10 protein-coding genes and 1 pseudogene are annotated in these 20,530 nt (G+C 42.5%); 1 reads left to right on the top strand and 10 read right to left on the bottom strand.

What is annotated here, in order from left to right; translation table 11 throughout:
* Positions 1 to 75: 75 nt before the first annotated feature.
* The 9 genes from AB3Y94_RS01050 to AB3Y94_RS01010 form a co-directional block, all read right to left on the bottom strand.
* Positions 76 to 963 carry a hypothetical protein gene (locus tag AB3Y94_RS01050; protein ID WP_367294751.1) on the bottom strand — a complete coding sequence of 296 codons (888 nt, stop codon included), beginning with the start codon at positions 961 to 963 and terminating at the stop codon, positions 76 to 78.
* A gap of 72 nt (positions 964 to 1,035) precedes the next feature.
* Positions 1,036 to 2,568, bottom strand: a complete 1,533-nt coding sequence (locus AB3Y94_RS01045) for a glycosyltransferase family 4 protein (RefSeq protein ID WP_367294750.1) — start codon at positions 2,566 to 2,568, stop codon at positions 1,036 to 1,038.
* 27 nt (positions 2,569 to 2,595) lie between these two features.
* Positions 2,596 to 4,110 (bottom strand): accessory Sec system glycosyltransferase Asp1, encoded by a 1,515-nt coding sequence (asp1, locus tag AB3Y94_RS01040; protein WP_367294749.1) that lies wholly within the window; start codon positions 4,108 to 4,110, stop codon positions 2,596 to 2,598.
* Positions 4,111 to 4,286: 176 nt separating this feature from the next.
* Positions 4,287 to 5,186, bottom strand: a complete 900-nt coding sequence (locus tag AB3Y94_RS01035) for a hypothetical protein (RefSeq protein WP_367294748.1) — start codon at positions 5,184 to 5,186, stop codon at positions 4,287 to 4,289.
* A gap of 90 nt (positions 5,187 to 5,276) precedes the next feature.
* Positions 5,277 to 6,812, bottom strand: coding sequence for a glycosyltransferase (locus tag AB3Y94_RS01030; protein WP_367294747.1), 1,536 nt, complete (start codon positions 6,810 to 6,812; stop codon positions 5,277 to 5,279).
* A 31-nt stretch (positions 6,813 to 6,843) separates the two neighbouring features.
* Complete coding sequence (locus AB3Y94_RS01025) at positions 6,844 to 7,098, bottom strand: hypothetical protein (RefSeq protein WP_367294746.1); 255 nt, start codon at positions 7,096 to 7,098, stop codon at positions 6,844 to 6,846.
* Positions 7,099 to 7,189: 91 nt separating this feature from the next.
* Positions 7,190 to 8,713, bottom strand: coding sequence for a glycosyltransferase (locus tag AB3Y94_RS01020; RefSeq protein WP_367294745.1), 1,524 nt, complete (start codon positions 8,711 to 8,713; stop codon positions 7,190 to 7,192).
* 57 nt (positions 8,714 to 8,770) lie between these two features.
* Positions 8,771 to 10,270 (bottom strand): glycosyltransferase, encoded by a 1,500-nt coding sequence (locus AB3Y94_RS01015; RefSeq protein ID WP_367294744.1) that lies wholly within the window; start codon positions 10,268 to 10,270, stop codon positions 8,771 to 8,773.
* Between the two features lie 370 nt (positions 10,271 to 10,640).
* Positions 10,641 to 19,460 (bottom strand): LPXTG cell wall anchor domain-containing protein, encoded by an 8,820-nt coding sequence (locus tag AB3Y94_RS01010; RefSeq protein ID WP_367296460.1) that lies wholly within the window; start codon positions 19,458 to 19,460, stop codon positions 10,641 to 10,643.
* On the opposite strand from AB3Y94_RS01010, the gene AB3Y94_RS01005 reads away from it, so the two are divergent.
* Positions 19,396 to 19,788 (top strand): hypothetical protein, encoded by a 393-nt coding sequence (locus tag AB3Y94_RS01005; RefSeq protein WP_367296529.1) that lies wholly within the window; start codon positions 19,396 to 19,398, stop codon positions 19,786 to 19,788. The genes AB3Y94_RS01010 and AB3Y94_RS01005 overlap by 65 nt on opposite strands.
* Before the next feature lie 49 nt (positions 19,789 to 19,837).
* On the opposite strand, the pseudogene AB3Y94_RS01000 reads toward AB3Y94_RS01005, so the two are convergent.
* Positions 19,838 to 19,969, bottom strand: a pseudogene (locus AB3Y94_RS01000) (KxYKxGKxW signal peptide domain-containing protein); the annotation flags it as partial.
* Positions 19,970 to 20,530: the final 561 nt, after the last annotated feature.

Raw genomic sequence — 20,530 nt, 5'->3', positions numbered from 1 at the left:
CTTCCTAGAAAGTGGTCTATCATACTTTGATCCAGCATGACGCCCTCTTCTAAGAAGCAATTTTGAGCTTATCTATCATTTAATTGTGGAAACAATCTTCTCATTATCATAGTTCACATAACTCCCAGGCGTCTTTAACACCCAGCTGGCCAGTCGTTGGGGCTTTTCCCAGCTAAGACCCGCTAAGGCTAAAGCTGCGGCATCAATATCTGTACTACGAACGCCCGAGTTATTCTGTTTCGGCGAGTTTGGTTGTGCAACCGTCCACGTCGCCATCAGCTCAGTGGTTGCAATCCCATCAGTATTGGCATTCGTACCTAAGATTCCCCCACCCAGATGGGGAACCCCCAGTGCGTGACCAATCTCATGAATAAGTGCCGCTTCCTTCCAATTATTTTGATTTCGCTTAGACAAGGTACTAATACTACGCCAATTATCAGGATAGAATCGGATCCCCTGACCGTTATATGTCTGTCCACCCAAAACGGCCTGGCTCTTCTGTCCATCATGAATTACCTCATCACTCTGATACTGTTTTGACACCACTTCAACTATCTTTTCCCCGGCAATCTTATTCCAATACTTAGCAGCCGCCACGACCATCTGGCTGGTCATGAAGCCAGACTGATTATATAACTGGAGCACCCCGTCAGGCCCAACGATATTAGGTAACGGTTGTCCATTGAGCTGATACACGTGATCAGTCGATGCACTATCCAAGCTTGTATTGCCTGAATATTGGCTACCATGGGTAATTGACGTTAGCTGACTCAACTCAGACTGTGAGTAGAGATGCTGTTGAATCTTTCCCTTGTTAAACGTCTTCGTTCGTTGATAATAATGGTTATTGGGGCCTTTGACGAGATCTTGATGATAACTTTTTCCAAAGTATGTTATCCCACTGAATAGGATAATCACTAAAATTACGGCTGCTAACACTTTAAACCGACTCTTAGAATTCATTGCGTCCCTTCCTTACAAAAAGACCGCCAAAAACGCTACTCGTTTTTGGCGGTCTTAATAATGATAATTGGACTAAACTGCTGCCTTTTCATGAATCAAACTATCAAAGTAGTCGATTAGCTTCTGCCACTTTTCAAAAACGGCATCTTCTGAATACCGTTTGGCATTCTCATAGGCAGCCTCACTGTACTGTTCTAAGAGTTTCTGATCGCCTAACAACTTGATCAAACCTGCTGCCAATTGTTCTGGATGACCATCTTCGGTCAACATACCAGTTTGACCATCCTGAATAATATCGCTAGGCCCATATTTAACGTCGTTAGCAATCATTGGGACACCATGTGATTGAGCTTCTAATAACGTCAGAGAAAAACCTTCAGCCCGACTTGGAAGAACCCCAATTTCGGCGCGATCATAGACATCTGCGATATTGTTCGTGTATCCCTTGAACAAGACCACATCTGTTAAACCAGCATCCATCACCTGTTGCTTAAACTTCTTTTCAATGTCACCGTTAGCATAACCCCACAGTTCAAGCCGGGCGTCAGGAAATTGCTTGTGAACTTCAGCAAAGGCTTCAATTGAATGGTTTTGTTGCTTTTCTGGTGCTAGCCGGGCAACGTGGACCACTAGCCCTTTTTGTCGACTGGCAAAGTCCTGATGTTTCTCAGCAATTTCATCATCTGTCACGTAACCAACGGGAATCGTAAATGCCGGAATATCCGTTCCAAAACGGTTTTCAACGTCCTTAGACTGCTCAGGTGTCGAAGAAATAACAGCATCCCATTGCGCCCAGTTGTTCAGCGCATTTGTATAATTGTTGTTCAGGGGCGAATTGAGCATATCACTTGGGTCAGACACGTGGTCGTTGTGAAGGTGCAGAACCTTAAACGCTGGGGTATGCATATGGAAGAGCGCCCAGTCACATTCAACAGTCCGGTCACAGATATAAACGTTGTGGTCATCAAGCGTGTTCAATTCATCATAGAAGAATCGCGTCAGCTCATTCATTCCGGAGAACACCCAGTCACTGTTTTTATAGTTCAGCACCCGCCAAGATAAACTTTCTTTTCCGGCACGATTGAGATAATGATTTTTTTCAATATGCACGCGACCATCGGGACCAGAATACAGTTCTTGTGAGATTTTTCCGTCCCAATCAAAGAACTGTTCAAGACACTTGAACCCACGAACGTCCCACCAAACCATTGAAACGGTCCGACCATTGATGTCAAAATACTGGACGTTACTAATCTCCTCAGAATTTCCACGGAAGTAGATAATCATCAACATTTTTCCTTGTGCAAAAACCTGTAATTGATTATCCTTACGCGTCGTTGTCGTATTCGCAGGTAATGGGAAATCATTCAGCATGAACGGCCGACTCTCTACATCTCGGCTGCCACAGAAGTATTCAAATAAATTCACGAAACTTTTGCGATCAATTTTCGCGTCCTTTAAAACGTTCGTCAAATCCATGGCAAAAACTCGTGTTACAATTTTAGCTGAAATTTGGTGCTTTTCAAATAAATTAAGTTGATTTATTTCAGATTGTTCAATCCCAGATTTTGAGAATTGCATGTTGTCGTTTAAGAAATAGTACATTCCCGGATCATCCTTTCTTCATCAACCTTAGAGGCCTAGCTCTTTTTGCCAACGATTCCAGACTTTCCGTCGTGTCCAACGGGTATGTGCTGAAGTATAGGCGGCATCACTAAATTCGGCTAATTGCTTATCATTGTTGAACAGCTTTACAACGTCCTCTGCCATAGCTAACGTTTGACCAGAATCGACAAGGAAACCATCCTTACCATCCTTGATATACTCGGCTGGACCATAGTTGAACTTGTAACTAATTACAGGAACCCCATGAATCATAGCCTCTTGCATCGCCAGTGGACCACCATCAGCCATCGACATGTTTGTCATAACTTGATATTGGTCGTAAAGCTTGTCCAACCCAGGTACGTAATCCATAAACGTCACGCTGCCATCTAGCTTCAGCTCAGTGACTAACTTCTTCATTTCTTCAACATATTTAGGGTCACCATAACCAAATAAGGTCATTGTCGCATCGGTCACCCGATCCTTAACTAACGCAAACATCCGTAATTGTTGATCGATCTGCTTGTCCGGTGCAATCCGGCCAACATAGACCAAACTGTGCGGCTTCCGGTCACTAACAGCCACATTGCCCGTTCCCTCTTTGGAGACTGGTAACGTCGATGTCCCTGAGATTGAGAAGATGTGCGCCTTAGGATAGCGTGTCTGCAAGTGCTCTGCCTGTTGCGGTGTATCCGTGATAAACCCATCGAATTGATTAAAGTGTTCAAAGGCAGGCTGCAAGAACCCATCCATATCTGTAAAGACAGGATCATTAGGATTTACCCCATGATTAATTGGAATGTACAAGTATTTCTTTGATGCATCATTCAAGGCCAACATTGGTTGAACCCCAGTACCTGGACGGTCGACCATAAACGTTGTGTCAGCATCTTGCTTGCTCAGCTCATTCAGGAAGAAAACGAATAAGTCATCCACGTTCTGGAAGAACAAATCACCCTTATCCCGATAGTTCTTCAAAATCAAACGGGAAGAAAGCGGCTTCCCTTCTGTATCAGGCGCAAAGTATTCTTCTAATACCGTTGCCCCTGAAACATTGTAATACCGCTGAGAAATCAGCTGACCGTTCTGTCCAAAATATTGTGTCGCTGACTTAAACCCACGCCAGTCCCAAAGATCAGTGCCAACTCGATTGCCTTGCTGGTCGAAAAATTCCTGATAAAAAACACGACCAATCGTGCCAGGAATAAACCCGACGTTCTCCACCAACCGGTCACCGTTAAAAATTCCACTGAAGTTGGCACCAACATTAATTTCGTATTCAATTGGAATATTCATGTCTTCAGTTGTCAAAAACTTATCAGCAGATAAAGCAGTTGCTTCTTGGAAGTAGTCAAACATATTCAAGATTTCACTGTCGTCAACATCAAACTTCTTAATCGTCTGGTGTAATAACCGATCATAAATCTTGGTGACAATCTTAGCGGGTGTTTTATAGTGATTAAATAACTTAACCCGTTTCATCGCTGTATGTTCAACACTAGAGTTTTTTTGGAGAATATACTCGTTAACAAAATAATACACAGCCCGACACTCCCATCATTTTTGTGAAAGGAAGCCCTTTCACTTGAGCATTGACTAAAACATGATTTATTACTCACACAAGCTTAGTATACCTAATTTGGTTTACAATTAAAACCGGTTATTTAAGTAACTATACAGTGCAGAGATAATTCTTTCATGTTTAGCGCTGAATTCACCTACTTAGGAATCGTTGAGGTGATTTTACCATTGTTATAAACCATATGGGCAGATGGCTTAGTAAGGACCCAATTGGCCAATTTACGCGGACGAGGCCACGCAATCCCAGCAATCTTGAGAACTGCGCCATCCATTCTTGTAGTCGTAATTCCCTTAAGATTAGATTTAGGTGCATTAGAGAGCTGAACACCCCACGCCCCCATAAAATCGGCATTTTTTAAATTTGCGACTTGATCATTGGTTCCCATCAAACCGCCTCCCATATTAGGAACACCCAAAGCATGGCCCATTTCTTTAAGTAGGATGGCTTCCTTCCAGTTTTGTTTGTTCTGTTTGGTCAACCCTGTCACTGCCCAATCGTTGGGATAAAATATCATGCCCATACCATTATAACTTTGACCACCAACACCATACTTGGTCTTCTTTTGACTGTCATGAATTACTTCATCAGACTTATTTTGTGAATCAACTACTTCAACGATTGTCTGTCCAGCTAACGTATTCCACATCATAGCTGCATCACGAACCATCGCATCAGACATAAATTTAGACTTATTGTATAGCTGCAAAACACCGTCATTTCCCATAAAGTTACTAATGTTGTCTTTTTTAATCTTGTAATGGTAGGTTTCTGAAACGCGGTCAAGGCTAGTATTACCAGTGTACTTAGTCCCATGGGTAACTGTCGTTAACTTCTTCAGTGTCGCCTTAGAATAGATTTTCTGATTCACTAAACCATCGTTCGTACTGACAGATTTAACCCTTTGATAATAATGCTTATTACCAAATTTAGAAATATAAATTTTATTCATACTTTTGACAGTAAAGAAAACCACCACGCCAACAACGAGTAAAAATAGAATTCGTACAACAATCTTAAAAAAATTATGTTTCTTCAAAATACAGGTGCCCCTTGTCTTTAGGTGTTGGCCCAATGACTAAGTTAGATAGTCTCAAGACACACAGATAGAACCTAGCTGACTTGTCAGTTACTTCTTATCTACACCACTAGTAATTTCTTCATCTTCAATGAATGTTTGCCACTTCTTGGTAATCTCAGTTGGAGAAAACTTTTTTAGCAATGGTTCACAGTTGGCCATCATTTCTAACTGCTTATCATGATCACCCAAATACTCACGAATTCTTTGCGTTAACATTTCTTGATCGTTAGAGGGCACCAAGTAGCCATTCTTGCCATCACTAATCATATCACTAGGGCCATAATTCATGTCATAACTAATCACAGGAATACTAAAGCTTAATTCTTCCAATGTTGATAACGAAAAGCCCTCTTCACGACTTGTAAGTAATGCCAGAGAAGCTTGTTTATACTCCTCAGTCAAATCCGTCTTAAACCCTCGCAGAAAAACATTTTTGGTTAATTGATGCTCTTGAATGTATTTTCTAAGTTCGTCAGCAACCCGGTCACCATGCCCATATAAATGTAACTCAATATCCGGAAATTCTGGTATCAAACGTTCTACTGCCTGAATTTGATGCATCAAATTTTTTTCTGGTGAATAACGGGCAACTCCGATAATTCTGTGCGGACTTCTCGCTTTAAAATCAACTTTATGAGGAACTGCATAGCCCACTGGAATTGTAACCACTTGTGGTAGATTTGTAAATCTAGCCAAAAGATCTTTCTTCTGCTTATCAGTAGAAACAATCATTCGATTCCAGTGTTCAGGATGCTCGAGCGTAAATTCATAAACATTATGCTTTAGAACACCCGTCACAATATCCTGCCCGGCGCGCACATGTGTGTTATGCAAAACTGAAGCAACTCTGAGTTCCGGCTTTGTTCGATAAAAAGCTGGTGCTAACAGGCTGTTCCGATCACAGAAAAAGAAATCCCCTTCGCGGTTTATTTCATTTAAAAAGAAAGTCTGTAATTCTGTTTCACTATCAAAAAGATAGTCACGATTATTATAATTCTTTAGTGTAATTTTAGTTAAAACTGAACGTCCCTCAACCGTGCGACAACTCTTTATCAAACGCACGTGCTGATCTCTATCATAATAAAGTTCCGTAATAACTGTATCACCTTCACCAAGAAATGATGTACGACTGAGAAATCCTCGACTATCGAAAACATCTCGACGCATTTTAGCATGGTTACGATTGAAATAATTTATGTAATCAATACGTGTATATTCTTCATTCAAAAAATGCGCGTACATTACGAAGTAATCATTTTCGTCCATCACACGAATATCCCGTTCACCATTCGCTCCATCAATGTATTGTAAGCGATAATGGCACCGTTGCTCCCAATATCTACGCCAGTCAAAATCCCCATAGCCCTCGTTAAAATCTGTGGTTCCTTGAAAATAATCGTACATTGAGAATGTTGAACCCAACACCCCAAATTTATCAGAATATTCATACAGTCGTGAGCTATACCCCATATAAATAATCTTTGCGGGAATACCCGCCTTCTGGAATAGCTGCAATCGCCTGAATTGAGCTTCTTCAATACCACTTATCGTGGCGCCTAATTGTATATTCACAAAATAATTCATTTGCCATCTCTCTTTCTCGACTCAGCCACAATCAGCGACGTGTATGTGTTTCTTCGTTATCCCATGAGTGCGCTTTGCTATCTTCGTATTCCCAAGGATACTTTCCTTGATCATCCTTTTCTGTTTGCTTCATCATTTCTTTGGTTAAATGATCTAGTTTTTTCCGGGTAGATCGACGGTGTACTAACCGAACAATAATCACTAATGCCAACAACGCAACGTATATTGAACAACGAACAAAAAATTGAACACCCGTCCGTGCAAAAAGTGAGGCCAATACTATCATCTAAATTCCTCCCTAAATTATTTAAATCCCTAAGTATATTCTCGACAATTCATATTTATCCATGAATCTTGTTGGAAGATTGATTTTATATTTAAGATTGTGGATTAATTTCATTAACTAGCTTGACCCACTGTGCTTTCAATTTTTCTGCTGAAAATTTCTGAGCTAATGGCTGACAGTTCTTCATAAATTTTACCTGTAAGGCCTTGTCACTCAAATATTCTCGCATTTTTTGGTAAAGCATTTCTTCATCATCAGCTGGTATCAAGAACCCATTTTCACCATCTACGATCATTTCTTTAGGCCCGTAGTTAATATCATATCCAATCACAGGAACTGCAGCACTCAATGACTGTAAAGAAGAAATCGAAAAACCTTCCTCAATGCTAGTCTGCAGGGCTAAACTTCCTTTACGCAAATCTTCAGTTAAATCTAACTGAAAACCTCGTAAGAATACGTTCCTTTCCAAATGATGTTCCTTGATATATTTGTCCAACTCCGCCCCAACCGTGGCACCATATCCTAACAAATGTAATTCGATATCTGGAAATTCGGGGACTAATCTTTCTACAGCCTTAACTTGGTGATGTAATTGTTTTTGTCTTGAATAGCGTGCAATACTAATGATTCGGTGAGGATTACGGGCTTCGAAATCCTTAACAGTGAGCGGTAGTGGTTCAGTCCAACTAACTGGAATTGTGAAGACCGGTGGTAAACTATCATAACGATCTTTTAAATCAGCAGTTTGCTGCGCCGTTGACGTCACAAAAGCTGATGCTCTATCTATATGTGCCAATGTGTAGTCATAAACACCGAATTTTAAGCGACCTAGCTTGACACTTTCCCCAGCCTTAATATGACCATTATGAAAAATCATAACCATTTTGACCGATTTTCTTGTGTGTTGAATACTTTTCGCCATTTCACTTTGACGATCAACGAAAACTAGATCGTCATCATCAAATAAGTGATTGAAGAAAAACGTTCGAAATTCCTCTTCGTTGGCAAAATAATAATCCTTATTTCGATAGTTCCGTAGCACAATCTGGCTTAAAAACGACTTTCCTTTTTCGTGGCTGACAGTGTATTCTTTGACAATTCGAACGCTACCATTCTGATCAAAATAAATTTCCGAATTAGTTATATCTTTTTCTTCCAAAAATGTTGTTCGACTTAAAAAGCCACGACAATCATAAGTGTCTCGACGAATTTTTTGTCTATCCTTATCAAAATAATTAATATAATTAACTTGCGTATAATCTTCATCCACAAAATTGGCATACATTAATAAGGAACCATCTGGCTTATTGACTCGGATATCTCTAGTTGAAGGAACGTACTGTAACTGATAATGACAGGTATCCTGCCAGTAAGATTGCCAATCATAATTCTCAACTTCTTTAAACTGAGTGGCATCTTGAAAGTAATCATACATCGAAAAGCTGCGCCCTTGTACCCCAAATTTCTTTGCATATTCCTGCATTCTTGGCTTATAGGTTAGATATACGATTTTTGCAGGCATCTTGGCTTCTTGAAACAATTTTAACCGATTAAATTCTGCCTGCTCTATCCCTGTGATAACGCCGCCAAGATCAGAATCAACAAAATAATTCATATAGATTATTCCTACCTTTCCAATCTCAATTAAGTTAAATTAATTTTTGAGTTTCGCTTAACTTATCAGCGACTTATTCAACTTCATCCATTTTTTCTGAACCTTTTCAGGTGCAAATTTTTGAATTGAAGAACGACAGTTTTTCATAAACTTCTTTTGTAGTTTAGTATTCTTAAGGTACGTTCTCATTTTTTTATAAAGCATGTCTTGATCATCAGCCGAAACCAGAAATCCATTCTTACCGTCAATAATCATTTCACTAGGGCCGTAATTAATGTCATACCCAATCACCGGAACACTATAACTAAGTGCTTCAATCGTACTCAAAGAAAATCCTTCCTCTGTACTCGTCTGTAAAAATAATGAACCCTTGGCATATTCTTCATTTAAGTTTTTTTGAAAACCTCTCAATAATACATTTTTTTCCAAGTTATGCTCTGAAATATATGCCTTAAGTTCCCCTTCCCTACTTCCACTACCAAACAGATTAAGTTCAATATCAGGAAACTCAGGAACCAATTTTTCTACTGCTTTAACTTGGTGCATTAGTTGTTTTTGAGGTGAATATCGAGCCATACAAATTATTCGATGAAGATTTCGCTTTTTTGTTTTTACATTATGATGAATGGCACAACCAACTGGAATTACTGTAACCGGTGGAAGGTCGTCGAATCGCTTTAATAAATCTTTCTTTTGCTGTTCCGTTGAACAAATTATGCCAACCAAATGTTGAGGATGTGTTAACACATAATCGTACACCCCCCGTTTCATCGTTCCGGTTACTACGTCTTGGCCTTTTCGGACGTGTGTATTATGGAGGACAGCAATTATCTTCAGCTCTGAATTAGTCATATCAAAAGACTTGGCAAAGTTTTCACTACGATCTGAATAGAATACGTCGCCCTTTTTGTTGATTTCATTTAAGAAAAAAGTTTCTAATTCTTCATCAGTGGCAAAATAATATTGTTGTCCGTTATAGTCAGTCAACGTAATATTACGCACATACGCATTCTTTTCACTAGTTAAATTTTGTCGGATGATTTGCACTTTACCACTTGGATCGTAGTAAACGGACGAATTTACCAGACCATTTTCAGCTAAGAAGTTTGAACTGCTTAAAAATCCACGACTATCATAAAGGTCAGTCTGAATTTTGTTGTGATTCTTATCAAACCGATTAAGATAGTTTAACTTAGTATAGGTACTGTCCAAGAACCCAGCGTAGATAATGATTTTCCCGGTTTCATCAGTCACCCGAATATCCGGATAATCAGCACTATATTGCAAACTATATTTACAGGTGTCTTGCCAGTACGACGGCCAATCAAAAGGTGCCTGATCACTCACCTTAATTGACTTTTGAAAATAGTCATACATTGAGAAGGCATCATCTTGAACTTTGAATTTTTTAAAAAAAATATGAATTTTCGGATTGTGGTGCATATATATAATCTTTGCCGGAATTTGAGCTTTTTTGAATAACTCAAGACGGTTAAATTCAGCTTGCTCAATTCCAGTAATTGTTTCTCCTAAATCGGCATCAACAAAATAATTCATGAATGGCCCATCTCACTTTTCCGTTCTTAGCTGCCACACTTTTGAGAATGTGGATATAAATGCCTTTTAATTTCACGCAAAAAAATTTAATTTCTAAATTAATTTTACCACAAATATGCCGCGTGAACACCCTATAGAACGGGTTTTAATATTAAGTTATTCTAGCAGAATAAACATTATAATAAAATTTACTGTAGAAACTAAGCATTGCAATTAATATACCGTTCGTAAAATAATTTCAAAATCACAAGTCCCCATTATTGAGCCAATATATGGACGAAAAAAAGAGCCCTGGTATGTATTTACATACCAAGACTCTTTAATTCAGTTCACACAGAATTCACTTAGAATTATGGGCTCACTTCAGACTTTATTCGTCACGCTTCTTTCTCTTGAGACCAAACAGACCCAAGAATCCAGCGAGCAGAACACCTAAGGCCGAAACAGCTTCACTGTCTTCAACCTCATTAGTTTGAGGTAATTCATTTGAACCTGTAGTCTGACCAGAATTCAAGCCAGTAGAACTCGAGTTGCTTCCTGAAACATTGGTACCGGCTGCAGATACCTTAGCAGCATCACCGCCAGTTTGGACACCATTACCAGACGTCCCCGCAGTTTCTGAGCTGCCCGCATTTCCACCGGTATTCTGACCGTTAGAGCTTGTTCCATGAGAGTTTGTTCCCTTAGAACCAGAATTAATCTTAGCACCGTCTCCACCATGAATGGTTTGACCAGAGCCACTATTAGTCCCACCAGCGTTCACACCGGAACCGGCATTCGTACCTGGATCAACAACTGCACCAGCTCCGCCGGATTCAGACTCAGAACCGCTTTGTGATTCGGATTCAGAACCACTTTGTGATTCGGATTCAGAACCACTTTGTGATTCGGATTCAGAACCGCTTTGTGATTCGGATTCAGAACCGCTTTGTGATTCGGATTCACTAGCACTTAAGGATTCAGATTCACTAGCACTTAAGGATTCGGACTCGGAAGCACTTTGTGATTCAGACTCACTGGCACTCAATGATTCTGATTCAGAAGCACTCTGGGATTCGGACTCACTAGCGCTCAATGATTCGGATTCGGAAGCACTTTGTGATTCGGACTCACTAGCACTCAATGATTCGGATTCAGAAGCACTCTGGGATTCGGATTCACTAGCACTTAAGGATTCGGATTCGGAAGCACTTTGTGATTCTGATTCACTAGCACTCAATGATTCGGATTCAGAAGCACTTTGTGATTCGGACTCACTAGCACTCAATGATTCGGATTCGGAAGCACTCTGGGATTCTGATTCACTGGCACTCAATGATTCTGATTCAGAAGCACTCTGGGATTCGGACTCACTAGCACTTAAGGATTCGGACTCGCTAGCACTTTGCGATTCTGATTCACTCGCACTCAATGATTCAGATTCTGAGGCACTCTGGAATTCTGATTCACTGGCACTTAAGGATTCGGATTCAGAAGCACTTTGTGATTCAGACTCACTAGCACTCAATGATTCGGATTCAGAAGCACTCTGGGATTCGGATTCACTAGCACTTAAGGATTCGGATTCGGAAGCACTTTGTGATTCTGATTCACTAGCACTCAATGATTCGGATTCAGAAGCACTTTGTGATTCGGACTCACTAGCACTCAATGATTCGGATTCGGAAACACTCTGGGATTCTGATTCACTGGCACTCAATGATTCTGATTCAGAAGCACTCTGGGATTCGGACTCACTAGCACTTAAGGATTCGGACTCGCTAGCACTTTGCGATTCTGATTCACTCGCACTCAATGATTCAGATTCTGAGGCACTCTGGGATTCTGATTCACTGGCACTTAAGGATTCGGATTCAGAAGCACTTTGTGATTCAGACTCACTAGCACTCAATGATTCGGATTCGGAAGCACTTTGCGATTCTGATTCACTCGCACTCAATGATTCAGATTCTGAGGCACTCTGGGATTCTGATTCACTGGCACTCAATGATTCGGATTCAGAAGCACTCTGGGATTCAGACTCACTAGCACTTAAGGATTCGGATTCACTGGCACTCTGGGATTCGGATTCGGAAGCACTTTGTGATTCTGATTCACTAGCACTTAAGGATTCGGATTCTGAGGCACTCTGGGATTCAGATTCACTGGCACTTAAGGATTCGGATTCGGAAGCACTTTGTGATTCAGACTCACTAGCACTTAAGGATTCGGATTCTGAGGCACTCTGGGATTCAGACTCACTGGCACTCAAGGATTCGGATTCGGAAGCACTTTGTGATTCAGATTCACTGGCACTCAAGGATTCGGATTCACTGGCACTCTGGGATTCAGACTCACTGGCACTCAAGGATTCGGATTCAGAAGCACTTTGTGATTCAGACTCACTAGCACTCAATGATTCGGATTCGGAAGCACTTTGTGATTCAGACTCACTAGCACTTAAGGATTCGGATTCTGAGGCACTCTGTGATTCGGATTCACTAGCACTCAATGATTCGGATTCAGAAGCACTCTGGGATTCAGACTCACTAGCACTCAATGATTCAGATTCGGAAGCACTTTGTGATTCTGATTCACTAGCACTTAAGGATTCGGATTCGGAAGCACTTTGTGATTCTGATTCACTAGCACTTAAGGATTCGGATTCTGAGGCACTCTGTGATTCTGATTCACTGGCACTCAAGGATTCCGATTCAGAAGCACTTTGTGATTCAGACTCACTAGCACTTAAGGATTCGGATTCTGAGGCACTCTGTGATTCTGATTCACTGGCACTCTGTGATTCAGACTCACTGGCACTCAAGGATTCGGATTCGGAAGCACTTTGTGATTCAGATTCACTGGCACTCAAGGATTCGGATTCACTGGCACTCTGTGATTCAGACTCACTGGCACTCAAGGATTCGGATTCGGAAGAGCTTTGTGATTCAGACTCACTAGCACTCTGTGATTCTGATTCACTAGCACTCAAGGATTCGGATTCTGAGGCACTCTGTGATTCTGATTCACTAGCACTCAAAGATTCGGATTCGGAAGCACTCTGTGATTCAGATTCACTGGCACTCAAGGATTCGGATTCTGAGGCACTCTGTGATTCGGATTCACTGGCACTTAAGGATTCTGATTCGGAAGCACTCTGTGATTCGGATTCACTAGCACTTTGTGATTCGGATTCGGAAGTACTTAAGGATTCAGATTCAGAAGCACTCTGGGATTCGGATTCACTAGCGCTTAAGGATTCTGATTCTGAGGCACTCTGTGATTCTGATTCACTAGCGCTTAAGGATTCTGATTCTGAGGCACTCTGTGATTCTGATTCGGAAGCACTTAAGGATTCTGATTCACTAGCACTTTGTGATTCGGATTCGGAAGCACTTAAGGATTCAGATTCACTAGCACTTTGTGATTCGGATTCGGAAGCACTTAAGGATTCGGATTCGGAAGCACTTAAGGATTCAGATTCAGAAGCACTCTGTGATTCAGACTCACTAGCACTCAAGGATTCGGATTCAGAAGCACTCTGTGATTCGGATTCACTAGCACTTAAGGATTCTGATTCACTAGCACTTTGTGATTCGGATTCGGAAGCACTTAAGGATTCAGATTCAGAAGCACTCTGTGATTCGGATTCACTAGCACTTAAGGATTCTGATTCACTAGCACTTTGTGATTCGGATTCGGAAGCACTTAAGGATTCTGATTCACTAGCACTTAAGGATTCGGACTCACTAGCACTTTGTGATTCGGATTCACTAGCACTCAATGATTCGGATTCGGAAGCACTCTGTGATTCTGATTCACTGGCACTTAATGATTCGGACTCACTAGCACTTTGTGATTCTGATTCAGAAGCACTCTGTGATTCAGACTCACTAGCACTCTGTGATTCGGATTCAGAAGCACTTTGTGATTCAGACTCACTAGCACTCAATGATTCAGATTCGGAAGCACTCTGTGATTCAGATTCACTGGCACTCAAGGATTCGGATTCGGAAGCACTCTGTGATTCGGATTCACTGGCACTTAATGATTCTGATTCAGAAGCACTCAGGGATTCTGATTCACTAGCACTTTGTGATTCGGATTCGGAAGCACTTAAGGATTCTGATTCACTAGCACTTAAGGATTCGGACTCACTAGCACTTTGTGATTCGGATTCACTAGCACTCAATGATTCTGATTCAGAAGCACTCTGTGATTCAGACTCACTAGCACTCAATGATTCGGATTCGGAAGCACTTTGTGATTCAGATTCACTGGCACTTAAGGATTCGGATTCGGAAGCACTCTGTGATTCGGATTCACTAGCACTTAAGGATTCTGATTCACTAGCACTTTGTGATTCGGATTCGGAAGCACTTAAGGATTCTGATTCACTAGCACTTAAGGATTCGGACTCACTAGCACTTTGTGATTCGGATTCACTAGCACTCAATGATTCTGATTCAGAAGCACTCTGTGATTCAGACTCACTAGCACTCAATGATTCTGATTCGGAAGCACTTTGTGATTCAGATTCACTGGCGCTCAAGGATTCTGATTCAGAAGCACTCTGTGATTCAGACTCACTAGCACTCAACGATTCGGATTCGGAAGCACTTTGTGATTCAGATTCACTGGCACTTAAGGATTCGGATTCGGAAGCACTCTGTGATTCAGATTCACTGGCGCTCAAGGATTCGGATTCGGAAGCACTCTGTGATTCAGATTCACTGGCGCTCAAGGATTCGGATTCGGAAGCACTTAAGGATTCAGATTCAGAAGCACTCTGTGATTCAGACTCACTAGCACTCAAGGACTCGGATTCAGAAGCACTTTGTGATTCAGACTCACTAGCACTCAAAGATTCGGATTCGGAAGCACTCTGTGATTCGGATTCACTGGCACTCAAGGATTCGGATTCAGAAGCACTCAGGGATTCTGATTCACTGGCACTCAAGGATTCGGATTCACTAGCACTCTGTGATTCTGATTCACTAGCACTTTGTGATTCGGATTCGGAAGCACTTAAGGATTCGGATTCGGAAGCACTTTGTGATTCTGATTCACTGGCACTTAAGGATTCGGATTCTGAGGCTGAAGCAGATTCAGAATCTGAGTCATCTACAGCAGCAACTGCCAAACTAGCATAGGAAGAAGCATCCCCTGCCGCGCTTGAAGCTTTGCTCTGTGCTTCTTTAGCATCTGAAGCAGCTGACGAAGCAGTAGACGCATAACTCTGAGCAGCGTCATTATCTCCATTGGCTTCAGCCGATTCAGCCTGCGACTGAGCGGTTTGTGCAGCGGAAGATGCCGCTGAGGCTGCAGAAGATGCTGACAAAGCAGCACTTGCTGCTGAACTAGCTTGCTTTGCGTAAGAACTAGCAGCAGAGTTCTTTGGTGCATAGTTACTTGCTAAATTACCGTAAGAACTAGCAACGCTGGCATAATCTCCAGTAGCATTGGCTGCGCTAGAAGCTTCTAATGCCGCAGATGAAGCAGCTGATGTTTCGGCAGCGTTAACCGTCAAAGCACCTGGACCAATGTAAACCGTGTTATTGGCAGTCTTCACTTGCAGGTAGTAGTCTCCTGCGTCACTGGCACTAACACCCTTGAGATCCAAACTAGTCCCAGTTTGACCATTAAGTTTAGTACCAGTGCCATCAGCAGTGCTTCCTTTATACCATTGGTAAGTAACCCCACTGGCAGTAGGAACATTTCCTTCAGGCGTCCAAACAAGATTAGTTCCAGCATCAACCGTCTTGTTTTCAAGACCATTGCCGACTGTGATATCCTTCGAAGCAACGACTGTAGACCCATCAGCGTTAGTTAACGTTGCAGTAATGGTGACAACACCTTTACCAGTGTCCGCAGCTGTAACCAAACCAGCCGCACTGACCTTTGCCAGTGAAGGATCACTACTCTTCCAAGCGATTGTCCCATTGGCATTGGCAGGATCAGTTGTTGCGGTAACCCCTTCAACCTCTTTGTTCAGTAAGTAATCGCCACCAGAAAGTGTCATGGTGTTAGCGTTAATGGCACTGTCATAAACATCGACTTCAGATAAATTACTTGAAATGTAATTACTACCGTTCAAAGAAATACCAGCGGTGTTAATGCTTGCATTCATCTGAAACAGTAGTGATCCGGTGAAAGTATCGGGAACTGTAACTTTAAGCGTACTGGATTCGCTGATAATGATTGGTAACACACCAATCTTCACATCAGTGTTATCTGTATCATCGAATTGCAGGCCAAAGTTAGTTGTGGCATCCTGTAAGCTATACCATTTACCATTAACCTGAACTTGCCAAGAATGGGAACTATTTTGCCCATAGACATTGATAATCCCAATAACTGCTGATCCGCTTAAAGAAAAAGTTGAACCAGGTGTCGTTGAAGTTACGGCAGCCGGTTGCACCGTGTAACCTTGCGTTAGTGGCAATCCAAGAAGTGTCAGAGCATTTCCAGTTGGATTCCAAGTAGACCCGGTAAGCCCAGTTGTCTTTGCGTAGCTCTTCAGATTACCTGAAAAGGCAGTTGCTGCAGAGGCTGCAACCGTCGCAGAACTTGCAGCAGAACTAGCCATCGCCATGTATGAAGAAGCTGCCGTTAGGGCACTATCAGCTACAGCTACATAAGAACTGGCTGAGACTGTATCTCCGCCATTCAAAGCCATCGTAGCAGCCGTCATATTCGCATTGGCGACCGAAGCAGCTGATGCCGCTTGAGTTGCACCAAATTGAGCATCGGCAGCATATGAGGATGTTGCCGTAACGTAAGTATCACCCAACGCCGTGTTGCTCTTCATAGCTGATGCCAAAGAATTAGCCACACTGGCAGCGGAGCTCCCAACTAATCCAAGCGAACCAGAAGCAGTCAAATCAGCCTTAGCAACTTCCGAAGCGTAATTTGACTGTAATGCCATCAACGTAACTGCGGTATTCCCAGCTTGGGTCTGAGCTGCACTTAACTGTTGATCAGCTAAGCTAGCATCAGTAGCAGCGTTAGTCGCCGCCTTAGTAGCCCCGCTCAAGTCTCCTGCCGCTGCATAGGATGCCGCTTCAGTTGCTAATGAACCTGCATCGTCGGCGTAGCTCTGAGCCGCAGAAGCAGCAGCATCGGCTGCACTATTGTAATCTGTTACAGAACTAGCGTAGCTTGGCGCCAACGACGTGATATGAGTTGCATCGTTCGCATTTGACAATGCTCGGTTGGCCGCACTAGCAGCAACACTGGCAGACGAAGCTGCGGAAGCTGCATAGCTTTGAGCCAATAATGATTGTGCAACCTTACTCCCATTGTTTGCATCCTGGCTCAGTGCAGCAACAGTGTTGGTTTCAGCAACTGCGGCTGCTGAGTTTGCCAGTACAGAGTATGAGCTGGCTAAAGTCTCGCTGGCTGCAGCATTTGTAGCAGCGGAACTAGCTGCATCATAGTTTTTATCCGCCTCAAGCGACATTGCTGATGCGGCAGCTACAACCGCAGCAGATGCCGCAGTGGATGCTTTAGTGGCATATGAATCAGCAGTTGCGGTCGCATTTTGAGCAACAACAGCATAAGAAGAAGTCGTGACATCTGTCTTATCAACCGTCGCCAATTGTGTAGCGCTGACGTTTGCTGAATTAGCAGCATCACTTGCAACGGTTGCAGCGCTGGTAGCTAAGCTAGCTGAGGTTGTCGCTTGATCTGTATAGTTACCCTTAGAATCAGTGACGACTACAGTTGTAACTGCTGAACCAGCACTATAAGACCCCAGACTGATTAAGATTGTACCAGTTTTACCAGTTGCAATAACTTGGAAGTAGTAAGTTCCAGCGGCTGACAATGTTTTAGTACTCGTAGCAGACGAAGTGCCAGTTTGAGTATCCCAAACACTCCAATCCTTGCCATTTGTCGAGTACATATAAGTGTAGGTACCATCGCCGTGTTGGTTACTCAAAAGATTCATATCGAGCTTTGCAGATAACGAAAGCGTATCGCCAACATTCAATTTAGTATTCGATGGTGTCATCGTGACAGTTGCGTTGTTAGCATCATTATTTGCGTTAGCAACTGATGACCCATCATACATAGCTGCCATTGAAGCCGCAGTCGAAGTATCTGCTTCAGCCGAAACAGCATCTGCTGCGGCACTCTCAACATCCTGTGCATACAGGGTAGCGTCCTTAGGTGACGTCGCAGCAGCTAAATTAGCTGCTGCGGTACTGGCAACTGCGGCCGCACTAGTCGCCGTAACCGCCGTACTAGCTGCGGCAGTCGCATAGCTAATTGACTGTGATCCTGTGTAGGTTGTTGCTTGATTAGCTTCCTTTGAAGCTAATGAGCCAGCATTGGCCGCAGCAGTTGCACTAACCGCTGCTGAACTGGCAATGTCGCTTAAAGCTGTCGAATTGGCAGCACTAGCAGCGGATTGTGCGGTTGAGTTAGCTGCACTAGCCGTAGTAGCCGTTGTCGCCATTTGACTTTGCAGATTCATTGCATCTGAGTAAGCCGAGTTAGCAGTTTCAAAGTCACCGGTAGTTGCAGCGGACTTTGCCGTAGCTAACGCTGCAACGGCAGAGATCTGTAAGGTCTGGGCCGTCTCAGCAGCACCAGCAGCAACTGAAGCCGCACTGCTAGCACTGGTGTAAATTCCGGTTAATGTCGTATTTTGGTTATCGTATTGCGTAGCTGTATAGACGGTATCAACCGCATCATCTGCATCGGAAGCTGCCGTTGAAATACTAGTATTCTCTGCATCGGTCACAGCATTCGCGCTGCTGACCAATTCAACAATACCAGTAGCGGCTGCAACTGCCGCCGCACTAGCAGCACTGGAGGCTGCACTTACATAAGTATTGGCTGAAGCTGCGTATGAAGCTGCTAAACTTGCCGCACTAGTAGAATGTGCGTCCAAGTCATCTGGATCGCCGGCACTATTACCAACCGCCGTTGCGTACGATGCTGATAAGCTCGTATAGTACGACGTAAAGGTGTATGCCTGAACAGCTTCATTATAAGCACTGCTGGCTGCACTAACAGCTGATGCTGCGGATAACTTGGCAACGTCAGTGTCATCCAGCCCAGAAACCTTAGCTGCATAACTAGCGGCTGCTGTGTTAAATGCAGCAGCCGAAGTAACTGCACCAGAAGCTGCCCTTAAATTGGCATCTTCTGCAGTACTTGACGCATTGCTTGCAGGTGCGGTAAATGCTGCTTCTTTTAGCAATGATGATCTTCCCGTTGAAGCAACCTTGTTGACCGTGTTGACCACATTATTTGTCAAGGTTGTGTTAACGCCCGCTGATGAAGCTAAAGAATCTAGCTTATCATTGGAAGCACTTGATGCTGAAGATGACGCACTGCTTGCAGATGATGAAGCACTACTAGTTGCAGAACTAGTAGCTGATGATGCTGACGAAGAAGCCGCAGAAGATGATGAACTGCTGGCTGAACTCGTCTTTTCTGAATTACTGTCCTTAGTTGCGGAACTGTCCGCACTAAAACTCGAAGCGCTTTGTAAGCCGCTTGCTGATGACCCCCACTCGAGCTGCTAGAAGAAACTACAGAACTCTGTGCTTCTTCAGAAACTTGACTGGCGGTGTCAGCATGAGCAGTTAATTGACCTGCTCCCCCTAAAAGCGAAAAAGTGGCCAAGGCAGCAAAAACCCATTTCTTACCTGCCTTGAACATCTTGTATCGTAATTTGGGATCGCCGTTAAAAGCCTGATGCCGCATGAATTTCACTCTTAACACCGTCCTTAGAAAATTTATTCAAATTATTAACAAACACTACCCCGCAAAACAGATAAACTCATCTGTTATTCCTGAACCTAACTGATAATTCTCCTCATGATTCAGTCCTCGGATGAATTTATAGTACCACCGTTTCAGCGCATATACTAGTTTAATCATAAAATAAGTTTAAAATTCGAGTGATTAAATTTGACAACTAAAAGTAAGCGCCTACATTCAATCCAATCTTTATCCGCTTATGGTCTCAAAAATCCAAGCTAATTTCTGATGCGTTTTATATTGACAAAACCAACCAGTTGCCTTTATACAGGCCATCTAAGCGATGTTTTTAGTGGCGTCTAAAAAATAGTAAAACTAACTCGCTAAATCACAAAAAGCAACACGTCATCAACTAACTCTAAAATCAGAGCTTCTATTGATCAATTTTTTGAATTAATTCGGTATTTTAATTTTCCACAATCAAAGATGTGTGCAACGTGTATCTAGAATAAATTATCTTAATTTATCGGTCTATATCTCCCCAATTTTTCAATAACTCATCGA

Source organism: Levilactobacillus yonginensis (assembly GCF_964065165.1).
Lineage (GTDB): Bacteria > Bacillota > Bacilli > Lactobacillales > Lactobacillaceae > Levilactobacillus > Levilactobacillus yonginensis_A.
This window is presented reverse-complemented; position numbering and strand designations above follow the sequence as displayed.